30 protein-coding genes are annotated in these 23,796 nt (G+C 53.7%); 23 read left to right on the top strand and 7 right to left on the bottom strand.

Annotation, left to right across the window (positions count from 1 at the left end; all coding sequences use genetic code 11):
- The first annotated feature begins 187 nt into the window (after positions 1 to 187).
- A complete protein-coding gene (locus tag BWI76_RS25980; protein ID WP_004138394.1) occupies positions 188 to 592 on the top strand; it encodes an OsmC family protein in 405 nt (134 codons plus the stop codon).
- A gap of 46 nt (positions 593 to 638) precedes the next feature.
- On the opposite strand, the gene BWI76_RS25975 is transcribed toward BWI76_RS25980, so the two are convergent.
- The 4 genes from BWI76_RS25975 to BWI76_RS25960 form a co-directional block, all read right to left on the bottom strand.
- Positions 639 to 1,508 (bottom strand): phosphoribulokinase, encoded by an 870-nt coding sequence (locus BWI76_RS25975; protein WP_004138395.1) that lies wholly within the window; start codon positions 1,506 to 1,508, stop codon positions 639 to 641.
- 35 nt (positions 1,509 to 1,543) lie between these two features.
- Positions 1,544 to 1,762, bottom strand: a complete 219-nt coding sequence (locus BWI76_RS25970; RefSeq protein WP_004138396.1) for a YheU family protein — start codon at positions 1,760 to 1,762, stop codon at positions 1,544 to 1,546.
- Positions 1,759 to 2,718 (bottom strand): hydrolase, encoded by a 960-nt coding sequence (locus tag BWI76_RS25965; protein ID WP_236039638.1) that lies wholly within the window; start codon positions 2,716 to 2,718, stop codon positions 1,759 to 1,761. Before BWI76_RS25965 ends, BWI76_RS25970 begins: the two co-directional genes overlap by 4 nt.
- 144 nt (positions 2,719 to 2,862) lie before the next feature.
- A complete protein-coding gene (locus BWI76_RS25960; protein ID WP_049087550.1) occupies positions 2,863 to 3,582 on the bottom strand; it encodes an NUDIX hydrolase in 720 nt (239 codons plus the stop codon).
- A gap of 196 nt (positions 3,583 to 3,778) precedes the next feature.
- Here BWI76_RS25960 and prs point away from each other — a divergent pair, with 196 nt between their 5' ends.
- Positions 3,779 to 4,648: a ribose-phosphate diphosphokinase gene (prs, locus tag BWI76_RS25955; protein ID WP_049087549.1), complete on the top strand. Its 870-nt coding sequence runs from the start codon at positions 3,779 to 3,781 to the stop codon at positions 4,646 to 4,648.
- Between the two features lie 4 nt (positions 4,649 to 4,652).
- Positions 4,653 to 6,143: a nicotinate phosphoribosyltransferase gene (locus BWI76_RS25950; RefSeq protein WP_004138401.1), complete on the top strand. Its 1,491-nt coding sequence runs from the start codon at positions 4,653 to 4,655 to the stop codon at positions 6,141 to 6,143.
- A 61-nt stretch (positions 6,144 to 6,204) separates the two neighbouring features.
- On the opposite strand, the gene BWI76_RS25945 is transcribed toward BWI76_RS25950, so the two are convergent.
- Positions 6,205 to 8,109 carry an ABC transporter ATP-binding protein gene (locus BWI76_RS25945; RefSeq protein WP_004138404.1) on the bottom strand — a complete coding sequence of 635 codons (1,905 nt, stop codon included), beginning with the start codon at positions 8,107 to 8,109 and terminating at the stop codon, positions 6,205 to 6,207.
- Between the two features lie 175 nt (positions 8,110 to 8,284).
- On the opposite strand from BWI76_RS25945, the gene kefG reads away from it, so the two are divergent.
- The 4 genes from kefG to slyD all read left to right on the top strand — a co-directional run bounded on the left by kefG (position 8,285) and on the right by slyD (position 11,531).
- Positions 8,285 to 8,845, top strand: coding sequence for a glutathione-regulated potassium-efflux system ancillary protein KefG (gene kefG / locus BWI76_RS25935; RefSeq protein ID WP_004138406.1), 561 nt, complete (start codon positions 8,285 to 8,287; stop codon positions 8,843 to 8,845).
- Positions 8,832 to 10,637, top strand: a complete 1,806-nt coding sequence (gene kefB, locus BWI76_RS25930; RefSeq protein ID WP_004125954.1) for a glutathione-regulated potassium-efflux system protein KefB — start codon at positions 8,832 to 8,834, stop codon at positions 10,635 to 10,637. Before kefG ends, kefB begins: the two co-directional genes overlap by 14 nt.
- An 11-nt stretch (positions 10,638 to 10,648) precedes the next feature.
- A complete protein-coding gene (locus tag BWI76_RS25925) occupies positions 10,649 to 10,849 on the top strand; it encodes a YheV family putative zinc ribbon protein (RefSeq protein WP_004106389.1) in 201 nt (66 codons plus the stop codon).
- Positions 10,850 to 10,943: 94 nt separating this feature from the next.
- Positions 10,944 to 11,531: a peptidylprolyl isomerase gene (slyD, locus tag BWI76_RS25920; RefSeq protein ID WP_004125951.1), complete on the top strand. Its 588-nt coding sequence runs from the start codon at positions 10,944 to 10,946 to the stop codon at positions 11,529 to 11,531.
- 59 nt (positions 11,532 to 11,590) lie between these two features.
- On the opposite strand, the gene BWI76_RS25915 is transcribed toward slyD, so the two are convergent.
- Entirely contained in the window at positions 11,591 to 11,809 is a 219-nt protein-coding gene (locus tag BWI76_RS25915; RefSeq protein WP_004106384.1) for a protein SlyX, read from the bottom strand.
- A gap of 222 nt (positions 11,810 to 12,031) precedes the next feature.
- Between BWI76_RS25915 and fkpA the strand changes: the two genes are divergently transcribed.
- The 11 genes from fkpA to bfr all read left to right on the top strand — a co-directional run bounded on the left by fkpA (position 12,032) and on the right by bfr (position 20,228).
- A complete protein-coding gene (gene fkpA, locus BWI76_RS25910; RefSeq protein WP_004125943.1) occupies positions 12,032 to 12,850 on the top strand; it encodes an FKBP-type peptidyl-prolyl cis-trans isomerase in 819 nt (272 codons plus the stop codon).
- 166 nt (positions 12,851 to 13,016) lie between these two features.
- Positions 13,017 to 13,739, top strand: coding sequence for a transcriptional regulator (locus tag BWI76_RS25905; RefSeq protein ID WP_004106380.1), 723 nt, complete (start codon positions 13,017 to 13,019; stop codon positions 13,737 to 13,739).
- Positions 13,739 to 14,125, top strand: a complete 387-nt coding sequence (gene tusD / locus BWI76_RS25900) for a sulfurtransferase complex subunit TusD (protein ID WP_004138410.1) — start codon at positions 13,739 to 13,741, stop codon at positions 14,123 to 14,125. Before BWI76_RS25905 ends, tusD begins: the two co-directional genes overlap by 1 nt.
- Complete coding sequence (gene tusC, locus BWI76_RS25895; protein ID WP_004125933.1) at positions 14,125 to 14,484, top strand: sulfurtransferase complex subunit TusC; 360 nt, start codon at positions 14,125 to 14,127, stop codon at positions 14,482 to 14,484. Before tusD ends, tusC begins: the two co-directional genes overlap by 1 nt.
- A gap of 7 nt (positions 14,485 to 14,491) precedes the next feature.
- A complete protein-coding gene (gene tusB / locus BWI76_RS25890) occupies positions 14,492 to 14,779 on the top strand; it encodes a sulfurtransferase complex subunit TusB (RefSeq protein ID WP_004138412.1) in 288 nt (95 codons plus the stop codon).
- Positions 14,780 to 14,903: 124 nt separating this feature from the next.
- Positions 14,904 to 15,278: a 30S ribosomal protein S12 gene (rpsL, locus tag BWI76_RS25885; RefSeq protein WP_002920115.1), complete on the top strand. Its 375-nt coding sequence runs from the start codon at positions 14,904 to 14,906 to the stop codon at positions 15,276 to 15,278.
- Positions 15,279 to 15,373: 95 nt separating this feature from the next.
- The gene (rpsG, locus tag BWI76_RS25880; protein ID WP_004138414.1) at positions 15,374 to 15,844 is read left to right on the top strand and encodes a 30S ribosomal protein S7; all 471 of its coding nucleotides are present in this window, start codon (positions 15,374 to 15,376) and stop codon (positions 15,842 to 15,844) included.
- Positions 15,845 to 15,939: 95 nt separating this feature from the next.
- Positions 15,940 to 18,054: an elongation factor G gene (gene fusA, locus BWI76_RS25875; protein WP_004115957.1), complete on the top strand. Its 2,115-nt coding sequence runs from the start codon at positions 15,940 to 15,942 to the stop codon at positions 18,052 to 18,054.
- A gap of 70 nt (positions 18,055 to 18,124) precedes the next feature.
- Complete coding sequence (gene tuf, locus BWI76_RS25870) at positions 18,125 to 19,309, top strand: elongation factor Tu (protein ID WP_004097636.1); 1,185 nt, start codon at positions 18,125 to 18,127, stop codon at positions 19,307 to 19,309.
- A 173-nt stretch (positions 19,310 to 19,482) separates the two neighbouring features.
- Positions 19,483 to 19,677 carry a bacterioferritin-associated ferredoxin gene (gene bfd, locus BWI76_RS25860; RefSeq protein WP_004125913.1) on the top strand — a complete coding sequence of 65 codons (195 nt, stop codon included), beginning with the start codon at positions 19,483 to 19,485 and terminating at the stop codon, positions 19,675 to 19,677.
- A 74-nt stretch (positions 19,678 to 19,751) separates the two neighbouring features.
- Positions 19,752 to 20,228 (top strand): bacterioferritin, encoded by a 477-nt coding sequence (gene bfr / locus BWI76_RS25855; RefSeq protein WP_004125910.1) that lies wholly within the window; start codon positions 19,752 to 19,754, stop codon positions 20,226 to 20,228.
- On the opposite strand, the gene BWI76_RS25850 is transcribed toward bfr, so the two are convergent.
- Positions 20,212 to 20,688, bottom strand: coding sequence for a prepilin peptidase (locus BWI76_RS25850; protein WP_004138416.1), 477 nt, complete (start codon positions 20,686 to 20,688; stop codon positions 20,212 to 20,214). The genes bfr and BWI76_RS25850 overlap by 17 nt on opposite strands.
- Before the next feature lie 380 nt (positions 20,689 to 21,068).
- On the opposite strand from BWI76_RS25850, the gene rpsJ reads away from it, so the two are divergent.
- Genes rpsJ through rplB form a run of 5 tightly spaced genes read left to right on the top strand, consistent with a single transcriptional unit; the run spans position 21,069 to position 23,796 of the window.
- Positions 21,069 to 21,380 carry a 30S ribosomal protein S10 gene (gene rpsJ, locus BWI76_RS25845; protein WP_001181005.1) on the top strand — a complete coding sequence of 104 codons (312 nt, stop codon included), beginning with the start codon at positions 21,069 to 21,071 and terminating at the stop codon, positions 21,378 to 21,380.
- A 32-nt stretch (positions 21,381 to 21,412) separates the two neighbouring features.
- Entirely contained in the window at positions 21,413 to 22,042 is a 630-nt protein-coding gene (gene rplC, locus BWI76_RS25840) for a 50S ribosomal protein L3 (RefSeq protein ID WP_004106354.1), read from the top strand.
- 10 nt (positions 22,043 to 22,052) lie between these two features.
- Positions 22,053 to 22,658: a 50S ribosomal protein L4 gene (gene rplD, locus BWI76_RS25835; protein ID WP_003031119.1), complete on the top strand. Its 606-nt coding sequence runs from the start codon at positions 22,053 to 22,055 to the stop codon at positions 22,656 to 22,658.
- A complete protein-coding gene (gene rplW, locus BWI76_RS25830; protein WP_000617546.1) occupies positions 22,655 to 22,957 on the top strand; it encodes a 50S ribosomal protein L23 in 303 nt (100 codons plus the stop codon). The genes rplD and rplW overlap by 4 nt, the downstream gene beginning before the upstream one ends.
- Positions 22,958 to 22,974: 17 nt before the next feature.
- Positions 22,975 to 23,796: a 50S ribosomal protein L2 gene (rplB, locus tag BWI76_RS25825; RefSeq protein WP_000301869.1), complete on the top strand. Its 822-nt coding sequence runs from the start codon at positions 22,975 to 22,977 to the stop codon at positions 23,794 to 23,796.

Here is a 23,796-nt window from a genome sequence, read left to right as displayed (position 1 = left end):
TAATGTGAACTCCTCTGCATACATGCAGTACATCAATGTATTACTGTAGCATCCAGATTGTTTTAGCATAGCTTTCGCCGCATGTCTCCTGGTGTCTCGCTTCAGCATGACCCAGGTCGCCTTCCGTTGCGAGAATTGTTATGTACGCGTAATCTGTCGGGAAAATTACAGCCCTGGAGTTAAATTTATGCAAGCGCGAGTGAAGTGGGTTGAAGGGTTAACCTTCATTGGTGAGTCGGCTTCTGGTCACCAGATTCTGATGGACGGCAATTCCGGGGATAAAGCGCCCAGCCCAATGGAAATGGTTCTGATGGCGGCAGGCGGATGCAGCGCGATCGATGTGGTTTCCATATTGCAGAAGGGCCGTCATAACGTTACCAACTGCGAAGTTAAGCTGACTTCTGAGCGTCGCGAAGAGGCTCCGCGTCTGTTTACCCATATCAATCTGCATTTTATCGTGACCGGTAAAGAACTGAAGGACGCTGCCGTGTCTCGCGCGGTCAACCTGTCGGCGGAAAAGTATTGTTCCGTCGCGCTGATGCTTGAGAAAGCGGTAAACATTACCCACTCTTATGAAGTGATCGAAGGGTAAGCCGAACGGGCCCCGGCCGGCAAACGCGTCACCGGGGTTTTGACCGTTAGCTTATTTTCCTGCCTTCCATCAGGCGCTCAACCAGCGGCGCCATGATCAGTTCCATCGCCAGCCCCATTTTCCCGCCCGGTACCACCAGCGTATTCATATGCGAGATAAACGAGCCCTGCAGCATCGCCAGAAGCCAGGGGAAATCGATATTTTTTAGATTACGGAAATGGATAACGACAAAGCTTTCATCCAGCGAAGGGATGGCTTTGGCCGCAAACGGGTTGGACGTATCCACCGTCGGTACGCGCTGGAAGTTGAGGTGGGTGCGCGAAAACTGCGGGGTGATAAAGTTGATGTAGTCTTCCATCGAACGGACCACGGAATCCATCACCGCCTCACGAGAGTGGCCGCGTTCGCTGGTGTCGCGAATAAGCTTCTGGATCCACTCAAGATTGACGATGGGCACCACGCCAACCAGCAGGTCGACATGGTTTGCTACGTTATGCTGCGGCGTCACCACGCCGCCGTGCAGGCCTTCATAAAACAGGACGTCAGTCGGTTCGGGCAGCGGCTGCCAGGGCGTGAAGGTCCCCGGAACCTGATTCCACGGCACGGCCTCGTCATAGGTATGTAAATACTTGCGCGACTGGCCTTTGCCGCTTTGCCCATATTCGGCGAACGTGTGTTCCAGCAGGCCGAAGTCGTTAGCCTCGGGGCCAAAGTAGCTGATATGTTTGCCCTGATCGCGCGCTTTACGGATCGCCATGTCCATTTCCGGACGGGTATAGCGGTGAAAGCTATCGCCTTCAACTTCGGCGGCGTGCAGATTAAGCTGGGCGAAGATTTTGCGAAAGGCGAGGCTGGTGGTCGTGGTTCCCGCGCCGCTGGAGCCCGTGACGGCAATCACCGGATGTTTGGCAGACATAACAACTCCCAGAGTAAACGATAGTGTGTGCCGCCTTAGCCGTGAAACTGCTTGCGGGGCATAATGTTCACCGTCTCGTGCAGTTCTGACCACACCAGCACGGCTTCTCCGCTTTTCAACTGCAGTTTAACATCAGCGACTTTATCCGTCAGCGAACGTTCATGTTCACCATAATCGGTGCCTTCACGTAATACAAAACTTTCGATCAGGTTATCCAGCGTTTCGGGATCGAGATCTTGCCAGGGAATGATCATATTTGCGCTCCTAACCAACGGGTTAGCCAATCCGGAATTCTTTTTTCAAGCCACATTTCCGGCTTACGCAGCGTGCCGCCGACGAAACCCACGTGCCCGCCGTGCTCCGTGAGCTGATATTCGACATTCGCCGGCAGCTGTTCCTGCGGGGGAATCGAGTGGTGATCCATAAAGGGATCGTCCTTCGCGTGAATAATCAGCGTGGGCTTAGTGATATCGCTTAAGCGCGGCATGGCGCTACATTGGCGATAATAGTCCAGCGCATCGGCAAAGCCGTGGATCCTGGCCGTGATGCTATCGTCAAATTCGCGAATACGGCGCATGCTTTTTAGCTGGCGTAAATCGACGGGCAGAGAGCCGGGATAGGCTTTTAGCTTACGCGCGGCGTTGGCTTTCAGCAGGTTGAGCAGATAGCGCTGATAAACGCGGGAGAAACCTTTGTCCATATGATAGCTACAGGCCTCCAGCATAAACGGCGCCGAGACGATAACCGCGGCATCAACGGGAATTGCGTCGCCCTCTTTTGCCAGCAGGCAGCCCAGCATATTGCCCCCGAGCGAATATCCCACCGCGGCGGTGGGGGCCGTGCCGTACTCGCGCTGGAGCCAGCGCAGAAACCAGGAGCCATCTTCCGTTTCGCCCGAGTGGTAGATGCGGTTATTCCGGTTGGGTTCGCCGCTACAGCCGCGAAAGTGCATCACCACGCCCAGCCAGCCGCGCTGCATGGCCGCATGGATAAGTCCGTGGGCGTAAGGGCTGTGCAGACTGCCCTCCAGGCCATGAAACACCACCAGGCGTGGTTTATGACGCGCCTGCGAAGGGTCTTCGCTCCACGCCAGATCGATAAAGTCGCCGTCCGGCAATTCCAGACGCTGCCAGTGGGGAGTAAAGCGGAGTTTGCGACGGATTAGCCGCGGCAACATGGTTTGCAAATGACGATTGCCTAAGCCGCGCATCGGATGAAACTGCTGCGAGTCGTCTTCAGGGGGCGTCATTTCTGTAGGAGTGATATCAACCATAGCACCAGAGCAATAAATAATCTTTATAACATACTATACCGCGCATGAAGTGCGCAGGTTAGCCCATATGTGGCCTTGCGGCTAATCGGTCAGCAGGTTACGTGAAAAGAGATGAAAATCGACGCCGGATTTACGCCGCCATAGCCGCGCTTTGCGCGCGCCGGTTGCCGCTGTTTCCCCGGTCTCTTCAAACATTCCGGAGGCTTCGAAGCGGCGAATCAGGCTTTTGCGTTGAATCGGCTGACCAAGGATGATTTCCGTGGCTTCCAGCAGCTGACCATGGGTAAAGGTCTCCGGCAGACAGTAAACCGGCAGTAAAGAGTACATCGTTTTTTGGCGTAAGCGGTGCAGACCGGCGTCGATGATCTTTTGATGATCGAAAGCCAGCGAATAGCTATCCAGCTGCGCCACCGGCACCCAGCGGGCATCGCTGACGCTGGCGATATGCGGCTGACAATCTACCCATGAGATTAACGCAAACCAGGCGATAGTCAGGCTCCAGCCGCGCGGATCGCGATCCGGCCCGGAAAAGGTGTCGAGCTGCTCCAGCCATGACGGTGAAATCCCGGTTTTTTCCGTGAGCTTACGTAGCGCCGTGGCGCGGGTTGAATCATCGTGCGCCAGATCGATAAAGCCGCCGGGTAGCCCCCACGCCCCCTGCTGCGGCGGATGAGCGCGCTCAACCAGCAGAACGCATAGCGCCCCTTCATACAGGGTAAACAGGACGCTATCGACGGTCACCAGCGGCGAGGGAAAGCGGCTGGCATCGTATTGGCTGAGGTATTCGGCATCGGTGGTCATAGAGCGCTCGCAGCGGAAAAGAACGCTGACAAGTGTACCAGCCCCTTCCTGAGCAGCAAGTCTCTATTTTTGTTATTATTTTTCAATAGCCTAATCCATTTTTCCGCTTAAATGACATTTAACACTTGCATCATATGTGTCTTAGGGACATTATTGATTGTGTCTTAGAGACACAATTTAATGAGCGGAGGTCACCATGAGCGAAAAATTTACCCTGGAACTGGATGATGAGGCGTTTACGCTTGCCAGCGGCGTCTTTCCCGATGGCGCTGTGTGGCTGAAGGTGACCGATCAATTACCGCCTTCCGCCCGTTTGATGCGCATCCGGGCGGTTACTCTGCGCGATATGAACGATTTTATGCTGCTGGCGCAGCTGGTGGAGGCCGTGCGTCATGTTACCGACGTGGCGTTTAGCCATCTGGAACTGCCGTGGCTGCCGTGGGCGCGTCAGGATCGCCATATGGTGCCGGGAGACAGCTTTGCTCTGAAGGTCTTCGCTCGGCAGCTTAATACCCTTGGCTTTGACAAAGTCGTGGTGCTTGACCCGCATAGCGATGCCGCGGCGGCGGCAGTCAATAATATGGTTGCGGTTGCCCAGCAGCACTGTCTTCTGCAGAGCGCCGTTCTGCGTCAGGCTATTGCTACCGGGGAGCTGATGCTGGTGGCGCCGGATGCCGGCGCGCTCAAGAAGATTCACCCTGTGGCTAAAGCCTGCGGCGCCGGAGAGTTCGCGATCCTCGGTAAAGAGCGTGACCTTGCCAGCGGCGCGTTAACCAGTTTTTCCCTGCTGGCCGGTGATGTCGCGGGGAAAGCGGTGCTTATTGTTGACGACCTGTGCGACGCTGGCGGCACCTTTATCGGCTCGGCGCAGGTGCTGCGCGAGGCGGGCGCCCGCAGCGTGAGTCTGTACGTCACCCACGGTATTTTTTCCAAAGGCGTAGAGCATCTGTTGAATAACGGCATCGATGCCGTTTACGCCACCACCTCTTTGACTTCTCCTGCCCTGGCTCACCCGCAGCTGGAGCTTATCGATATAGACGCTATCTACCGCGCACATTGGGGATAATATGATGAAAATAAATCCGATTCTGGCTATTGATGGTTATAAAGTTTCCCATCGCGTGCAGTATCCGCAGGGGACTACGAAGGTCTACTCAAACTTTACTCCGCGCAGCGATCGTTTTTTCCAGTCGCCGCAGGCCGACGGCAAGCTGGTATTTTTCGGCCTGCAGGGGTTTCTGCAGTGGTTCCTGGTCGATCTGTTTAACGAGGCGTTTTTCGCCCGCCCGGAAGAGGAGGTCGTCAACGAGTATAAGCAGGTGATGGACGGCTATCTGGGGCGCGATACGGTTGGGGTGGAGCCTGTTCGTGCTCTGCATCGGCTTGGCTATTTACCGCTGCATATCAAAGCGCTCGATGAAGGTACCAAGGTGCCGATGAAAGTACCGGTGCTGACCATCACCAATACGCAACCTGAGTTCTTCTGGCTGGTGAACTATCTGGAGACGGTGCTTTCGGCGGAGCTGTGGAAAGCGTCAACCAACGCGACCATTGCCCACCACTATCGCCTGATTTGCGAACGCTGGGCGGAGAAAACCTGTAGCGATCTGACGCACCTTGATTTCCAATGTCACGACTTTTCGTTTCGGGGGATGTCCGGGCTGCACGACACTGCGCAGTCGGGCTGCGGACATCTGGCCAGTTTCAAAGGTACCGATAGCCTGCCTTCGCTGCTGTATGCCCGGGATTATTACACTCGCGGTGAAGATGAGCTTATCGGCGCCAGCATTCCGGCCACGGAACACAGCGTGATGTGTATGGGCGAGCGCGAGCGGGAAATTGAAACCTTTCGCCGGCTGATTACCGAAGTCCACCCGCAGGGTTTCGTCTCTATCGTCTCGGATACCTGGGATTACTGGCAGGTGCTGACCGAATACACCCGCGAGCTGAAGGCGATAATTATGCGGCGCCAGGGGCGAGTCGTATTCCGTCCGGACAGCGGCGATCCGGTGGCTATTCTGTGCGGAACGGCGGCTGACGACGACACCCGCAGCGAGCGCAGCGCCGAGGAGAAAGGCTCCGTTGAAGTACTGTGGGAAATCTTCGGCGGTACGATTAACGAAAAAGGATACAAGGTACTGGATCCGCATGTCGGCCTGATTTACGGCGATTCCATTACTCTCGCCAGAGCGGATGAGATCCTGCGTCGCCTGGAAGCGAAAGGCTTTGCCAGCGCTAACGTGGTGTTCGGCGTGGGTTCCTTTACCTACCAGTACAACACCCGCGATACCTTCGGCTTCGCGATGAAGGCGACCTGGGGGGAGGTGAACGGCGAGGGAAGAGCCCTCTTTAAGGAGCCGAAAACCGATAATGGCCTCAAACGTTCGGCGCGTGGTCTGCTGCGCGTGGAACGCGACGCCGTGGGGGAACTGCAGCTGTACGATGGGCAAACGCTGGAGCAGGAGCAGCAGGGCGAGTTAAAAACGCGCTTTCTGGATGGCAAGCTGTACGGCTATGCCTCGCTGTCGCAGATCCGCGCCCGGCTGGCGGCGCAGCGTTAAGCGGCGGGGAGTGGGATTAAAAAAGGCGGGCGTTCCCGCCTTTTGGTACTGCATCATGCCGTTAGCCTTCCTGGAGCATCTGCTCCAGCTGTTCCTGGGCATCCAGCCAGGCCATCTCACACTCTTCCAGCCCGGACTTCGCGCTAGCCTGCTGCTGTAAACACGCGGTGAGTTCCGCTTTGCGGCTTTGATCGTATAATTCGCTGTCGCCCAGCTTCTCTTCCGCCTGCGCCAGCTGCGCGTTGAACTTCTCCATCTCTTTTTCCAGGCGGGCAATCTCTTTGCGCAGCGGTTGGGTTTGCGTACGCAGCTCGGCTTCCCGGCGTTTCTGATCTTTACGCGCCTGGGCGCTGTTGCCGTTTTCCTTCGGCTCTTCTGAGGCCTGGTTTTCCTGTTTTTGCGTGTCGCTCAGCCACTGCTGGTAGTCTTCAAGATCGCCGTCGAAAGGTTCGACTTTGCTATCGTGCACCAGATAAAGGTCGTCGGTGGTGGAGCGAATCAGATGGCGGTCGTGCGAAACCACCACCAGCGCGCCTTCAAAATCGATTAACGCTTCGGTTAGCGCCTGACGCATATCGAGATCGAGGTGGTTGGTGGGTTCATCAAGCAGCAGCAGATTTGGCCGTTGCCAGACGATTAACGCCAGCACCAGGCGCGCTTTCTCGCCGCCGGAGAAACGCTGCGTCTGTTCGTTGACCTTATCGCTCTGGAAGCCGAAACCGCCCAGATAGTCGCGCAGTTTCTGCTCCAGTTCCTGCGGCGCGAGGCGGGCAAGATGCTGCAGCGGGGATTCATCCGCGCGCAGAAATTCCAACTGATGCTGAGCGAAGTAGCCAAGCTTGATGCCTTTCGCCAGACCAATCTCACCGTGCAGCGGCTGTAGCTCACCGGCCAGCAGTTTAATCAGCGTCGATTTACCGGCGCCGTTGCGCCCCAGCAGACCAATGCGCGAACCGGGAACCAGATTCAGCTTGATTGAGTCGAGAATCACCCGCTCTCCATAGCCGGCGCTAACCTTTTCCATCTTCAGCAGCGGATTGGGCAGGCTTTCCGGCGCGCGGAAGCTAAAGTGGAACGGGTTATCCACGTGGGCAGGCGCGATGAGCTCCATGCGCTCAAGCATTTTGATACGGCTTTGCGCCTGTTTAGCTTTGGTGGCTTTAGCGCGAAAACGGTCGATGTAGCTCTGCAAATGCGCGACGCGCAGCTGCTGGCTTTCGTACATCGACTGTTGCTGCGAAAGACGGGTCGCGCGCTGCACTTCAAATGAGCTGTAGTTGCCGGTGTACTCGAACATCGTTTGCTGTTCGATATGGATAATTTTGTCGACGATCGGATCGAGAAAGTCGCGATCGTGGGAGATCAGAATCAGGGTCCCCAGATAGCCTTTGAGCCATTTCTCCAGCCAGATGACCGCGTCGAGATCGAGGTGGTTCGTCGGTTCATCAAGCAGCAGCAGATCGGAACGGCAAATCAGCGCCTGAGCGAGGTTAAGGCGCATACGCCAGCCGCCGGAAAAGTCGCTCACCGGTCTTTCAAGCTGTTCGTTGCTGAAACCGAGCCCGTGGAGCAGGCTGGCCGCACGCGAGCGGATGGTCCAGGCGTCGATGGCGTCCAGCTTACCGTGTACCGTCGCGATGGCATGACCGTCATTACGTTCGTTGGCCGCGTGCAGATCCGCCTCCAGCTTGCGGAATTCGCGATCGCCATCAATAACATAGTCAATAGCCGGCTGCGCAAGCGCAGGCGTTTCCTGGTTAACCCAGGCCAGCTGCCAGCTGCCGGGGAAGGTCATCGAGCCGCCGTCGGCGCTAATCTCGTTTTTCAAAAGCGAAAGCAGCGTGGATTTACCGCAGCCGTTTTTACCCACCAGGCCGACTTTTTGCCCTGGGTTGATGGTAGCGGTGGCGTTGTCCAGCAGGACGCGTACGCCGCGACGAATTTGTAAGGAGGAGAAAACAATCATAAGGCGCCGTATGTTCTGACTATGTTAATTTGTCATTATGATAATGTAGTGTGGAGCGAATCGCTCAACCGGGCCGCAATGGTAGCCCAAAATGAAGATGATACACAAAGTCATTCTGGTTGCGTCGGGACGCAGCCGCTGCACAGGCCGCCAGAAGACGTTCGGGAGGGGAAAGATGTCTCAGACAGCGAAAGTTTTGCTGCTGTATGCCCACCCAGAATCTCAGGATTCCGTGGCCAACCGGGTTTTGCTTGAACCGGCCTTACAGTTGTCGAATGTGACCGTGCACGATCTCTACGCGCACTATCCGGATTTTTTTATTGATATCGCCTGGGAGCAGGATCTCCTGCGCCAGCATGAGGTGATTGTTTTCCAGCATCCGCTCTATACCTGGAGCTGCCCGGCGCTGATGAAAGAGTGGCTGGACAGGGTGCTCAGCCGCGGCTTCGCCAGCGGGGCGGGAGGGAATCAGCTGGCGGGAAAGTACTGGCGTAGCGTCATTACTACCGGCGAGCCGGAGAGCGCCTACCGGCGCGATGCCCATCGTTATCCGATGAATGACATTCTCCGCCCTTTTGAATTGACTGCCGGCATGTGCCGTATGCACTGGATGAGCCCGATTATCGTCTACTGGGCGCGTCGGCAATCTCCCGAAGACCTGAAAAGCCGCGCTCGCGCCTACCGCGATTGGCTGGCTAATCCTGTAACGGCTGGAGGTCCAAATGGCGGGAGCTGATTTACTGCTGGCCGGGGTGTTATTTCTGTTTGCCGCCGTGGTGGCGGTACCGCTGGCGGCGAGGCTGGGTATTGGCGCCGTACTGGGGTATCTGCTGGCCGGTATCGCCATCGGCCCCTGGGGATTAGGGTTCATCAGCGATGTGGATGAAATTCTTCACTTCTCAGAATTAGGCGTCGTCTTTCTGATGTTTATCATCGGACTGGAGCTGAATCCGTCCAAACTGTGGCGGCTGAGAAGCTCCATTTTCGGCGTCGGGGCCGCTCAGGTCGCCTTCAGCGCGCTCATTCTTGGCGGTTTGCTTATGCTGAGCGACTTCTCATGGCGCGCTGCGGTGGTCGGCGGGATTGGGCTGGCGATGTCTTCCACCGCGATGGCGCTGCAGCTGATGCGTGAGAAGGGCATGAGCCGCAGCGAATCCGGACAGCTGGGTTTCTCCGTATTGCTGTTTCAGGATCTGGCCGTGATCCCGGCCCTGGCGCTGGTTCCATTGCTTGCGGGTTCTGGTGACGACCATTTTAACTGGCTCACCATAGGGATGAAGGTATTGGCTTTCGGCGGAATGCTGGTCGGCGGGCGTTATCTGCTGAGGCCGGTATTTCGTTTTATCGCCGGATCCGGCGTGCGGGAAGTCTTCACCGCCGCGACGCTACTGTTGGTGCTCGGATCGGCTTTGTTTATGGATGCGCTCGGTTTGTCGATGGCGCTGGGGACCTTTATCGCCGGCGTTCTGCTGGCAGAGAGTGAGTATCGCCACGAGCTGGAAATCGCCATCGATCCGTTTAAAGGGCTTCTCCTCGGTCTGTTCTTTATTTCCGTTGGCATGGCGCTGAATCTTGGAGTGCTTTATACCCATTTGCTGTGGGTTGTGGTCAGCGTCGCAGTGCTGGTGACGGTAAAAGGTCTCGTCCTGTATCTTCTGGCGCGGGTATACGGCCTGCGCAGTTCGGAACGGGTGCAGTTTGCCGGCGTGCTGAGCCAGGGAGGGGAATTCGCCTTTGTGCTGTTTTCACTCCCCGCTTCGCTTCGTCTGTTTCAAAACGATCAGATGGCCCTATTGCTGGTGACGGTGACGTTGTCGATGATGACCACGCCGCTGCTGATGACGCTCATCGATAAAGTGCTTTCGCGGCGATTGAATCAACCCGAAGAAGAGGGTGAGGCGCCGTGGGTTGAAGATGACAAACCGCAGGTCATTATCGTGGGTTTTGGTCGTTTCGGTCAGGTGATCGGCCGTCTGCTGATGGCGAACAAAATGCGTATCACGGTACTGGAGCGCGATATCAGCGCGGTCAATCTGATGCGTAAATATGGCTATAAAGTCTATTTTGGCGATGCGACGCAGCTGGAGCTCCTGCGCTCAGCGGGAGCCGAAGACGCGCAGTCGATCGTAATTACCTGTAACGAGCCGGAAGATACCATGAAGCTGGTGGAGATGTGTCAACAACACTTTCCACATCTGCATATTCTGGCGCGAGCGCGGGGACGCGTTGAGGCCCATGAGCTGCTGCAGGCGGGAGTGGCGCAATTTTCTCGCGAAACCTTCTCCAGCGCGCTGGAGCTGGGACGAAAAGCGCTGATCTCGCTGGGCATGCATCCCCATCAGGCGCAGCGCGCTCAACTGCACTTTCGGCGCCTTGATATGCGGATGCTACGCGAGTTAATGCCGGTACATAGTGATACCCTGCAGATATCCCGCGTGCGGGAAGCCAGACGCGAGCTGGAGGAGATCTTTCAGCGTGAGATGCAAAAAGAGAGCAGGCAGTTAGACGGCTGGGATGAATTTGAATAAAGGTAAATGATATGGCTGTGCGTAAACGTTTTATTGCCGGTGCGAAATGTCCGGCGTGCCAGGCTCAGGATTCACTGGCGATGTGGCGTGAGAATAATGTCGATATTGTTGAGTGCGTTAAGTGCGGGCACCAGATGCGTGAGGCGGATAAAGAGGTTCGCGAGCATGTTCGCAAAGAAGAGCAAGTGATAGGCATTTTTCATCCGGACTAGCGTTATCTATCGGCTTTTTTTAAGCTAGAGGGTACACGGCTGCAGAATTCCGCTACAATCTGCGCCACTATTCTTCCCATGCTCAGGAGATATCATGAAAGTAGCAAAAGACCTGGTGGTCAGCCTGGCCTATCAGGTACGTACAGAAGACGGTGTGTTGGTTGATGAGTCTCCGGTAAGCGCGCCGCTTGACTACCTGCATGGTCACGGTTCCCTGATTTCCGGCCTGGAAAACGCGCTGGACGGCCACGACGTAGGCGACAAATTTGACGTCGAAGTCGGCGCTAACGACGCGTACGGTCAGTACGACGAAAACCTGGTTCAGCGCGTACCTAAAGATGTATTTATGGGCGTTGATGAGCTGCAGGTGGGCATGCGCTTCCTGGCGGAAACCGATCAGGGTCCGGTACCGGTAGAAATCACCGAAGTGGGTGACGAACACGTTGTTGTTGACGGTAACCACATGCTGGCTGGTCAGAATCTGAAGTTCAACGTTGAAGTCGTCGCGATTCGCGAAGCAACGGCGGAAGAGCTGGAGCATGGTCATGTACACGGTGCTCACGGCCACGATCATGGCCACGACCACGATCACGACGGTTGCTGCGGCGGTCACGGCCATGACCATGGCCACGAACACGGCAAAGGCGGTTGCGGCGGTAACGGCGGCTGCGGTTGTCATTAATTCCGCTACGCTCGCGTTGCGGAATAGAAAAAAGCGGGGAGACCCGCTTTTTTTACGTCTTAATAATGCGGAGGAGGCGTTTCTTCCGCCTGTGAAGCCATGTGGGATGGCTGAGTCGCTTTCAATTTTTCCACCATCAGGCGCATATGTTCGCGCATCCTTGCCATTTCTATCTCGTGGGCGGTGACGGTTTTGTTGAGGTCTTCAATAGTGATTTCCTGAAACGCCAGTCTGCTCTCCAGCTCCGCAAGGCGAGTCTCTAAAGTGCTATCGTGCATGAGTAACCTCTTCTGTCTTATCCTGCGGGCGGATTCTACTGAAGTTTCAGCATCCGCGCAGCATCGTTACGTCTGACGGGAAACTAATTCATACAAAAATAGTCTGAAATGAGGCGATATTCAGGTACGTCTGTATGTTGATTTGTTCTGCAACGTTCTATAGTACGTTTTTTGTTTTTTACGATAACCCTGGGGTGAGATGCCCCGGCCCTGGAGAAATGGATGAAATCACTGTTTAAAGTAACGCTGCTGGCGACCACAATGGCCGTCGCCCTGAATGCACCGCTGAGCTTCGCTGCTGAGACGACAGCGAAAGCGGCACCCGCAACGGACAGCAAATCGGCATTCAAAAATGACGATCAGAAATCTGCTTATGCGCTGGGTGCATCGCTGGGACGTTACATGGAAAACTCCCTGAAAGAACAAGAAAAACTGGGCATCAAATTAGATAAAGATCAGCTGATCGCCGGTGTTCAGGACGCTTTTGCTGATAAGAGCAAACTGTCCGATCAGGAGATCGAACAGACTCTGCAGACGTTTGAAACCCGCGTAAAAACGGCTGCTCAGCAGAAAATGGAAAAAGACGCATCTGAGAATGAAGCGAAAGGCAAAGCTTACCGTGACGCCTTTGCGAAAGAGAAAGGCGTGAAAACCTCTAAATCTGGCCTGCTCTACAAAGTCGAAAAAGCGGGTACCGGTGAAGCGCCGAAAGACAGCGATACCGTTGTGGTTAACTACAAAGGTACGCTTATCGACGGTAAAGAGTTTGATAACTCCTACACCCGCGGCGAGCCGCTTTCCTTCCGCCTGGACGGCGTGATCCCAGGCTGGACCGAAGGCCTGAAGAACATCAAGAAAGGCGGTAAAATCCAGCTGGTCATTCCACCGGATCTGGCTTACGGCAAAACCGGCGTACCGGGCATCCCGGCGAACTCTACTCTGGTATTTGATGTAGAGCTGCTGGATATTAAACCGGCCCCGAAAGCGGATGCCAAGCCTGAAGCAGCCGCTGAAGCCCCTGCCGCTGACGCTAAGAAGTAATCGGTTTTAAGCCGCCGCCTCCAGGGGCGGCGGCTTTTTTATTGCGGGCAGATATAATTAAAACTGGAAAGAACCTCAGGCGCTGTATTACTTTAGATAGATTAATAATGATGATGAGCCTGCCCTGACGATAACGACAGGCTCCTGAAAAGGAGTGCTTTTTTTCATGTCCAGGTCGCTTTTAACCAACGAGACCAGTGAGCTTGATTTACTGGATCAACGTCCTTTTGACCAGACCGACTTCGATATCCTCAAATCCTATGAAGCGGTAGTGGACGGGTTAGCGATGCTCATCGGTTCCCACTGTGAAATCGTATTGCACTCATTGCAGGACTTAAAATGTTCCGCTATTCGTATCGCCAACGGTGAACACACCGGCCGACAAATCGGCTCGCCAATTACCGACCTTGCGCTGCGCATGCTGCACGATATGACTGGAGCCGATAGCAGCGTTTCCAAATGCTATTTTACCCGCGCAAAAAGCGGTGTGCTGATGAAATCGGTCACAATCGCCATCCGCAACCGTGACCATCGGGTTATCGGCCTGCTGTGCATCAACATGAATCTTGATGTGCCGTTCTCACAAATAATGAGCACCTTTATTCCGCCGGAAACGACGGAGGTAAACTCGCAGGTCAACTTTGCTTCATCGGTTGACGATCTGGTTGCCCAGACGCTTGAGTTCACAATTGAAGAGGTGAACGCTGACCGTAACGTTTCTAACAACGCCAAAAATCGGCAGATCGTCCTGAACCTCTATGAGAAAGGGATCTTTGATATCAAGGATGCCATTAACCAGGTAGCCGATCGGCTGAACATCTCTAAGCACACGGTTTATCTCTACATTCGTCAGTTCAAAAGCGGAGATTTCCAGGGGCTGGATAAATAATGCGCTTTGCCATTACGGTGACGGGCCCCGCTTACGGTACCCAGCAGGCCAGCAGCGCATTACAGTTTGCCCGCGCCGTTTTGCAGGAGGGGCACGAGCTGCTCAGCATCTTTTTCTATCGTGAAGGCGTCTACAACGCGAATCAGCTTACGGCTCCCGCCAGCGACGAGTTTGATCTGGTTCGGGCCTGGCAGGCGCTGCATGAGGAGCACGCTGTTTCCTTGCATATCTGTGTAGCCGCAGCTTTACGCCGTGGAATCACTGATGAACAGGAGGCCAGGCAGCTGAGTTTGCCTGCGCATAATTTGCAGCCGGGTTTTACCTTGAGTGGCTTGGGCGCGCTGGCGGAAGCCGCGTTAACCTGCGATCGCATGGTGCAGTTCTGATGAAACGCGTAGCCTTTATTTTTTCGTCTGCGCCCCATGGTTCAGCATCGGGCAGGGAAGGGCTGGATGCCCTGCTGGCAACCTCAGCCCTGACGGAAGAGATCGGCGTATTCTTCGTGGGCGATGGCGTATTTCAGCTGCTTCCAGAGCAGCGGCCTGCCGCGGTGCTGGCGCGCGACTATATCTCTACCTTCAAACTCTTATCGCTATACGATATCGAACAGTGCTGGATTTGCGCTGCTTCAGCACGGGAGCGCGGCCTGAATTCTGCTACGCCGTGGGTCGTTGACGGTGAATGGCTGGAGCCAGAGGCTCTGCGCGCCCGGCTTGATGATTTTAACGTGATACTGCGTTTCTGAGGCCTGAATGCTCCATACGCTAAGCACTTCCCCCTGGCACGCTGATATGGCGACGATGCGCCGTTTGATAAAAGAGGGTGACGATCTTCTCCTGCTGTCGGACGGCGTTATCGCCGCCATCGCGGAAGGGCGTTTCCTTGAAATCCTGCAATCTGCCCCCATTTCTATCTACGCTCTGCAAGAAGATATCGAAGCCCGCGGGCTGGCTGGTCAAATTGCGGACAGCGTCATCAGGGTTAGCTATACTGAGTTCGTCAGACTGACCGTCAAACATGCGGGTCAGTTGGACTGGTAATGGCGGGATTGTTGTATATTTCTTGACACCTTTTCGGCACCGCCCTAAAATTCTGCGTCCTCATATTATATGAGGCGATTTATTACGTGTTTACGAAGCAAAAGCTAAAACCAGGAGCTATTTAATGGCAACAATTAACCAGCTGGTACGCAAACCACGCGCGCGCAAAGTTGCAAAGAGCAACGTGCCGGCGCTGGAAGCCTGCCCGCAGAAACGTGGCGTATGTACTCGTGTATATACCACCACTCCTAAGAAACCTAACTCCGCACTGCGTAAAGTTTGCCGTGTGCGTCTGACTAACGGTTTCGAAGTCACCTCCTACATCGGTGGTGAAGGTCACAACCTGCAGGAGCACTCCGTGATCCTGATCCGTGGCGGTCGTGTTAAAGACCTTCCGGGTGTTCGTTACCACACCGTTCGTGGTGCGCTTGACTGCTCCGGCGTTAAAGACCGTAAGCAAGCTCGCTCCAAGTATGGCGTGAAGCGTCCTAAGGCTTAATGGTTCTCCGTTAAGTAAGGCCAAACGTTTTATATTAATGTCAAACTAAACTCTTAGAGTTTTGGACAATCCTGAATTAACAACGGAGTATTTCCATGCCACGTCGTCGCGTCATTGGTCAGCGTAAAATCCTGCCGGATCCTAAGTTCGGATCAGAACTGCTGGCTAAATTTGTAAATATCCTGATGGTAGATGGTAAAAAATCTACTGCAGAAGCAATCGTATACAGCGCGCTGGAGACCCTGGCTCAGCGCTCTGGTAAAAATGAACTGGAAGCTTTCGAAGTCGCTCTCGACAACGTGCGCCCGACTGTAGAAGTTAAGTCTCGCCGCGTTGGTGGTTCTACTTATCAGGTTCCAGTTGAAGTCCGTCCGGTTCGTCGTAATGCTCTGGCAATGCGTTGGATCGTTGAAGCTGCTCGTAAACGTAGTGATAAATCCATGGCTCTGCGTCTGGCGAACGAACTCTCTGATGCTGCAGACAACAAAGGTACTGCAGTTAAGAAACGTGAAGACGTTCACCGTATGGCAGAAGCCAACAAGGCGTTCGCACACTACCGTTGGTAATCCCTTCGGAGTCATAGTCACCAGACGGGCGCTTCAGGTAAGTCGCCCGTTTTGGATAACTTAACTGAACGCCTAAAGAAATAACGAGGAATCAAATGGCTCGTACAACACCCATCGCACGCTACCGTAACATCGGTATCAGTGCGCACATCGACGCCGGTAAAACTACTACTACCGAACGTATTCTGTTCTACACCGGTGTAAACCACAAAATCGGTGAAGTTCATGACGGCGCTGCCACCATGGACTGGATGGAACAGGAGCAGGAGCGTGGTATTACTATCACCTCCGCAGCGACTACTGCATTCTGGTCAGGTATGGCTAAGCAGTATGAACCGCATCGCGTAAACATCATCGACACCCCGGGGCACGTTGACTTCACTATCGAAGTAGAACGTTCCATGCGTGTGCTTGATGGTGCAGTAATGGTTTACTGCGCAGTTGGTGGTGTTCAGCCTCAGTCTGAAACCGTATGGCGTCAGGCAAACAAATATAAAGTTCCGCGCATTGCGTTCGTTAACAAAATGGACCGTATGGGTGCGAACTTCCTGAAAGTTGTTGGTCAGATCAAAACCCGTCTGGGCGCGAACCCTGTTCCGCTGCAGCTGGCGATTGGCGCTGAAGAAGCGTTCACCGGTGTTGTTGACCTGGTGAAAATGAAAGCCATCAACTGGAACGAAGAAGATGCAGGTGTAACCTTCACTTACGAAGATATCCCGGCAGACATGCAGGAACTGGCCGAAGAATGGCACCAGAACCTGATCGAGTCCGCTGCTGAAGCTTCTGAAGAGCTGATGGAGAAATACCTGGGTGGTGAAGAACTGACTGAAGAAGAGATTAAAACTGCTCTGCGTCAGCGTGTTCTGAATAACGAAATCATCCTGGTAACCTGTGGTTCTGCGTTCAAGAACAAAGGTGTTCAGGCAATGCTGGATGCGGTAGTTGACTACCTGCCATCCCCGGTTGACGTACCTGCGATCAACGGTATCCTGGACGACGGTAAAGATACTCCGGCTGAGCGTCACGCTAGCGATGATGAGCCGTTTGCTGCTCTGGCATTCAAAATCGCTACCGACCCGTTCGTGGGTAACCTGACCTTCTTCCGCGTGTACTCCGGTGTGGTTAACTCTGGTGATACCATCCTGAACTCCGTGAAAGCTGCACGTGAGCGTTTCGGTCGTATCGTACAGATGCACGCTAACAAACGTGAAGAGATCAAAGAAGTTCGCGCGGGCGATATCGCTGCTGCTATCGGTCTGAAAGACGTAACTACGGGTGACACTCTGTGCGATCCTAATGCGCCGATCATTCTGGAGCGTATGGAATTCCCTGAGCCGGTAATCTCTATCGCTGTTGAACCGAAAACCAAAGCTGACCAGGAAAAAATGGGTCTGGCTCTGGGCCGTCTGGCTAAAGAAGACCCGTCTTTCCGCGTATGGACTGACGAAGAATCTAACCAGACTATCATCGCCGGTATGGGTGAGCTGCACCTCGACATCATCGTTGACCGTATGAAGCGTGAATTCAACGTTGAAGCGAACGTCGGTAAACCTCAGGTTGCTTACCGTGAAGCGATTCGCGCGAAAGTTACCGATATCGAAGGTAAACACGCTAAACAGTCTGGTGGTCGCGGTCAGTATGGTCACGTCGTTATCGACATGTACCCGCTGGAGCCGGGCTCTAACCCGAAAGGTTATGAGTTCATCAACGACATCAAAGGTGGTGTAATTCCTGGCGAATACATCCCGGCCGTTGATAAAGGCATCCAGGAGCAGCTGAAAGCGGGTCCTCTGGCTGGTTACCCGGTAGTTGATCTGGGCGTGCGTCTGCACTTCGGTTCTTACCACGACGTTGACTCCTCTGAACTGGCGTTTAAACTGGCCGCTTCTATTGCCTTTAAAGATGGCTTTAAGAAAGCGAAACCAGTTCTGCTTGAGCCGATCATGAAGGTTGAAGTAGAAACTCCGGAAGAGAACACTGGTGACGTTATCGGTGACCTTAGCCGTCGTCGCGGTATGCTGCGCGGTCAGGAATCCAACGTGACTGGCGTTGTGATCCACGCTGAAGTTCCGCTGTCTGAAATGTTCGGATATGCAACTCAGCTGCGTTCTCTGACCAAAGGTCGTGCTTCTTACTCCATGGAGTTCCTGAAGTATGATGATGCGCCGAACAACGTTGCTCAGGCCGTAATCGAAGCCCGTGGTAAATAAGCCGCAGGGTTAAAACCAAAGTCCCGTGCTCTCTCCAGAAGGGGAGAGCACTATAGTAAGGAATATAGCCGTGTCTAAAGAAAAATTTGAACGTACAAAACCGCACGTCAACGTCGGTACTATCGGCCACGTTGACCATGGTAAAACTACTCTGACCGCTGCAATCACTACCGTTCTGGCTAAAACCTACGGTGGTTCTGCTCGTGCATTCGACCAGATCGATAACGCGCCGGAAGAAAAAGCTCGTGGTATCACCATCAACACGTCTCACGTTGAATATGACACCCCGACTCGCCACTACGCGCACGTAGACTGCCCGGGCCACGCCGACTATGTTAAAAACATGATCACCGGTGCTGCGCAGATGGACGGCGCGATCCTGGTTGTTGCTGCGACTGACGGCCCGATGCCGCAGACTCGTGAGCACATCCTGCTGGGTCGTCAGGTAGGCGTTCCGTACATCATCGTGTTCCTGAACAAATGCGACATGGTTGATGACGAAGAGCTGCTGGAACTGGTTGAAATGGAAGTTCGTGAACTTCTGTCTCAGTACGATTTCCCGGGCGACGACACCCCGATCGTTCGTGGTTCCGCTCTGAAAGCGCTGGAAGGCGACGCAGACTGGGAAGCGAAAATCATCGAACTGGCTGGCTACCTGGATTCTTACATCCCGGAACCAGAGCGTGCGATTGACAAGCCGTTCCTGCTGCCGATCGAAGACGTATTCTCCATCTCCGGTCGTGGTACCGTTGTTACCGGTCGTGTCGAGCGCGGTATCATCAAAGTTGGCGAAGAAGTTGAAATCGTTGGTATCAAAGAGACTGCGAAGTCTACTTGTACTGGCGTTGAAATGTTCCGCAAACTGCTGGACGAAGGCCGTGCTGGTGAGAACGTTGGTGTTCTGCTGCGTGGTATCAAACGTGAAGAAATCGAACGTGGTCAGGTACTGGCTAAGCCGGGTTCCATCAAGCCGCACACCAAGTTCGAATCTGAAGTGTACATTCTGTCCAAAGACGAAGGCGGCCGTCATACTCCGTTCTTCAAAGGCTACCGTCCGCAGTTCTACTTCCGTACAACTGACGTGACTGGCACCATCGAACTGCCGGAAGGCGTAGAGATGGTTATGCCGGGCGACAACATCAAAATGGTTGTTACCCTGATCCACCCGATCGCGATGGACGACGGTCTGCGTTTCGCAATCCGTGAAGGCGGCCGTACCGTTGGCGCGGGCGTTGTTGCTAAAGTTCTGGGCTAATAATTAGTTCTGAATTAAAAAGGGCGCTAAGGCGCCCTTTTTGCTGTCTGCTATATGTGAGCTGCAGCACGATGACCGGCAGCAAATAGAGTAAATGTTTATTTAATAGACAGGCTATTGTAATCATAACTATTCTCATTTACACTTTGTTTGTAAGTTGAACGGGAGTATATATGTACGTTTGTCTGTGTAATGGTGTGAACGATAAAAAAATTCGTCAGGCTGTGCGCCAATTCAATCCTCAGTCTTTTCAACAACTGCGAAAATTTATTCCCGTTGGAAATCAATGCGGTAAGTGCGTCCGTGCGGCGCGCGAGATTATGGAAGATGAATTAACCCGCATGCCGGAATATCAAGAGATCGCCTGAAGCCCCTCAGCTTTACTTTGACATCCCTATAGCTCGAACTACGCTTCAATAAGTGGAAGCGGAGGGACTATATAATGAAAGGTGATGTCAAAATCATAAGTTATCTCAATAAATTATTGGGAAATGAGCTTGTCGCAATTAATCAATACTTTCTCCATGCGAGAATGTTCAAGAACTGGGGCCTGATGCGCCTCAATGATGTCGAATACCACGAATCTATCGATGAAATGAAGCATGCCGATAAGTATATTGAGCGCATTTTGTTTCTCGAAGGGATCCCGAACCTGCAGGATCTCGGCAAACTCCGCATCGGAGAAGACGTCGAGGAGATGCTGCAATCTGACCTAAGGCTGGAGCTGGAAGGGGCGAAGGATCTACGCGAGGCCATTGCCTATGCCGACAGCGTCCATGACTACGTCAGCCGTGATATGTTAATCACTATCCTCGCAGATGAAGAAGGCCATATCGATTGGCTGGAAACCGAATTGGACCTGATAGGCAAAATTGGTTTGCAGAATTATCTTCAGTCGCAGATTAAAGTGGCTGACTGATAAACGTCTGCCATCCACAGAACACACCCGCTGCGGCCAGGAAAGGGCCAAAAGGCAGCGGGTGGTGTAGCGTCTGCCTTGTTCTCGTGCACAAAATCAGCGCCGTTACGGCCGCGCAGGCCAGAATAGCTGCGATGAGAACCAGCTGCGGTAAAACTTCCCACCCATGCCATGCCCCAAGCGCGGCGAGAAATTTAATATCGCCGTAGCCGATGCCTTCCCGCCTGCGTATTCCCCTGTAGAGCCAATAGATCAAGCCAAAGGCCAGATAGCCGCCTATCGCGCCCCAGACGGCTTGTACCAGATTGGCCGGCGACAGACAGAGATAATAAAGCAACCCACTCCACAGCAGAGGGCAGGTAAATTTATCGGGTAGCAAGCCATAGCGCAGATCGTGCCAACAAAGCGTGAGTAATAGCCCGCCATGGATAATAAAGAATGCAAAGGTCGCGACTGTCATCGATTGTTCCCGCGTTTTGGCCTTAGTAACCGAGTGTGCTGCTGGAACGGGGTTTCTGGCAAAAGGCAATAAACAGGAGTGGACTTCCTAATCCAGAGTATTTGCTGGCCTTTCATGGTATTGCAGTAAACGTGGGTGCGTGCTCCCGGAAACAGGTGATGATTTTGTACGCAGCCCTTGCGTTGTATCTGAATTTGCGTATAATGCGCGGGCCTGTCAAAGTTGACGGCCGGTTCGATATGAACCCCGGTAGTAGCAACACGCTACCAAACAATGTTCCCAATTGGGGAACTATGTAAGAACGGTTACACTCTCCCATCAATCGTAATGGGTATGAGGAGTAACCATTTCGTCTATAAAATAATTGGAGCTCTGGTCTCATGCAGAACCAAAGAATCCGTATCCGCCTTAAAGCGTTTGATCATCGTCTGATCGATCAATCAACCGCGGAAATCGTCGAGACTGCTAAGCGCACTGGTGCGCAAGTCCGTGGTCCGATCCCGCTGCCGACCCGCAAAGAGCGCTTTACCGTTCTGATTTCTCCGCACGTCAACAAAGATGCGCGCGATCAGTACGAAATCCGCACTCATAAGCGTCTGGTTGACATCGTTGAGCCAACTGAAAAAACCGTTGATGCTCTGATGCGTCTGGATCTGGCTGCCGGTGTAGACGTGCAGATCAGCCTGGGTTAATCAGGTCATCGAGCGATTGAGAGGTTGAAACAATGATTGGTTTAGTCGGTAAAAAAGTGGGCATGACCCGCATCTTCACTGAAGATGGCGTATCTATCCCAGTAACCGTAATCGAAGTTGAAGCAAACCGCGTTACTCAGGTTAAAGATCTGGCTAACGATGGCTACCGTGCCGTTCAGGTTACCACTGGTGCTAAAAAAGCTAACCGTGTAACTAAACCGGAAGCGGGTCACTTCGCTAAAGCTGGCGTTGAAGCTGGCCGTGGTCTGTGGGAATTCCGTCTGGCTGACGGCGAAGAATTCACCGTAGGTCAGGACATTAGCGTTGAACTGTTTGCTGACGTTAAAAAAGTTGACGTAACCGGTACCTCTAAAGGTAAAGGTTTTGCTGGTACCGTTAAGCGCTGGAACTTCCGTACCCAGGACGCTACTCACGGTAACTCCTTGTCCCACCGCGTACCGGGTTCTATCGGTCAGAACCAGACTCCGGGCAAAGTGTTCAAAGGCAAGAAAATGGCAGGTCAGCTGGGTAACGAACGTGTCACCGTTCAGAGCCTGGACGTAGTACGTGTTGACGCTGAGCGCAACCTGCTGCTGGTTAAAGGCGCGGTCCCGGGTGCAACCGGTAGCGACCTGATCGTTAAACCAGCTGTGAAGGCGTAAGGGGATAGCAATGGAATTAGTATTGAAAGACGCGCAGAGCGCGCTGACTGTTTCCGAAACTACCTTCGGTCGTGATTTCAACGAAGCGCTGGTTCACCAGGTTGTAGTTGCTTATGCAGCTGGTGCTCGTCAGGGTACTCGTGCTCAGAAGACTCGTGCTGAAGTAACTGGTTCAGGCAAAAAGCCGTGGCGCCAGAAAGGTACCGGCCGTGCGCGTTCAGGTTCTATCAAGAGCCCGATCTGGCGTTCAGGTGGCGTGACCTTCGCTGCGCGTCCGCAGGACCACAGTCAAAAAGTTAACAAAAAGATGTACCGCGGCGCGCTGAAAAGCATTCTGTCCGAACTGGTACGTCAGGATCGTCTGATCGTTGTCGAATCATTCTCTGTTGAAGCGCCTAAAACTAAGCTGCTGGCACAGAAACTGAAAGACATGGCTCTGGAAGATGTGCTGATCATCACCGGTGAGCTGGACGAGAACCTGTTCCTTGCTGCGCGCAACCTGCATAAGGTTGACGTACGTGATGCAACTGGTATCGACCCGGTTAGCCTGATCGCCTTCGACAAAGTCGTAATGACTGCTGATGCTGTTAAGCAAGTTGAGGAGATGCTGGCATGATTCGTGAAGAACGTCTGCTGAAGGTGCTGCGTGCACCGCACGTTTCTGAAAAAGCGTCTACTGCGATGGAAAAAACCAATACCATCGTTCTCAAAGTTGCTAAAGACGCGACCAAAGCAGAAATCAAAGCTGCTGTGCAGAAACTGTTTGAAGTCGAAGTCGAAGTCGTTAACACCCTGGTTGTTAAAGGGAAAGTTAAACGTCACGGACAGCGTATCGGTCGTCGTAGCGACTGGAAAAAAGCTTACGTCACCCTGAAGGAAGGCCAGAATCTGGACTTCGTCGGCGGCGCTGAGTAAGTCGGAGGAGTAATACAATGGCAGTTGTTAAATGTAAACCGACATCTCCGGGTCGTCGCCACGTTGTTAAAGTGGTCAACCCAGAGCTGCACAAGGGCAAACCTTTTGCTCCGCTGGTTGAAAAAAACAGCAAATCCGGTGGTCGTAACAACAATGGCCGTATCACCACCCGTCATATCGGTGGTGGTCACAAACAGGCCTACCGTATTGTTGACTTCAAACGCAACAAAGATGGTATCCCGGCAGTTGTTGAACGTCTTGAGTACGATCCGAACCGCTCCGCGAACATCGCGCTGGTTCTGTACAAAGACGGTGAGCGCCGTTACATCCTGGCCCCTAAAGGCCTGAAAGCTGGCGACCAGATTCAGTCTGGCGTTGATGCTGCAATCAAAGCAGGCAACACCCTGCCGATGCGCAATATCCCGGTTGGTTCTACCGTTCATAACGTAGAAATGAAACCAGGTAAAGGCGGTCAGCTGGCGCGTTCCGCTGGTACTTACGTTCAGATCGTTGCTCGCGATGGTGCTTATGTCACCCTGCGTCTGCGTTCTGGTGAAATGCGTAAAGTCGAAGCAGATTGCCGCGCTACTCTGGGCGAAGTTGGCAATGCTGAGCATATGCTGCGCGTTCTGGGTAAAGCAGGTGCTGCACGCTGGCGTGGTGTTCGTCCTACCGTTCGCGGTACTGCGATGAACCCAGTCGACCACCCACATGGTGGTGGTGAAGGTCGTAACTTTGGTAAGCACCCGGTAACTCCGTGGGGCGTTCAGACCAAAGGTAAGAAGACCCGCAGCAACAAGCGTACTGATAAATTCATCGTACGTCGCCGTAGCAAATAA

This window comes from Klebsiella sp. M5al (assembly GCF_002090195.1).
Classification (GTDB): Bacteria; Pseudomonadota; Gammaproteobacteria; order Enterobacterales; family Enterobacteriaceae; genus Klebsiella; species Klebsiella grimontii.
Note: the sequence above shows the minus strand (reverse complement) of the source record. Positions and strands in the feature narration are given on the sequence as shown.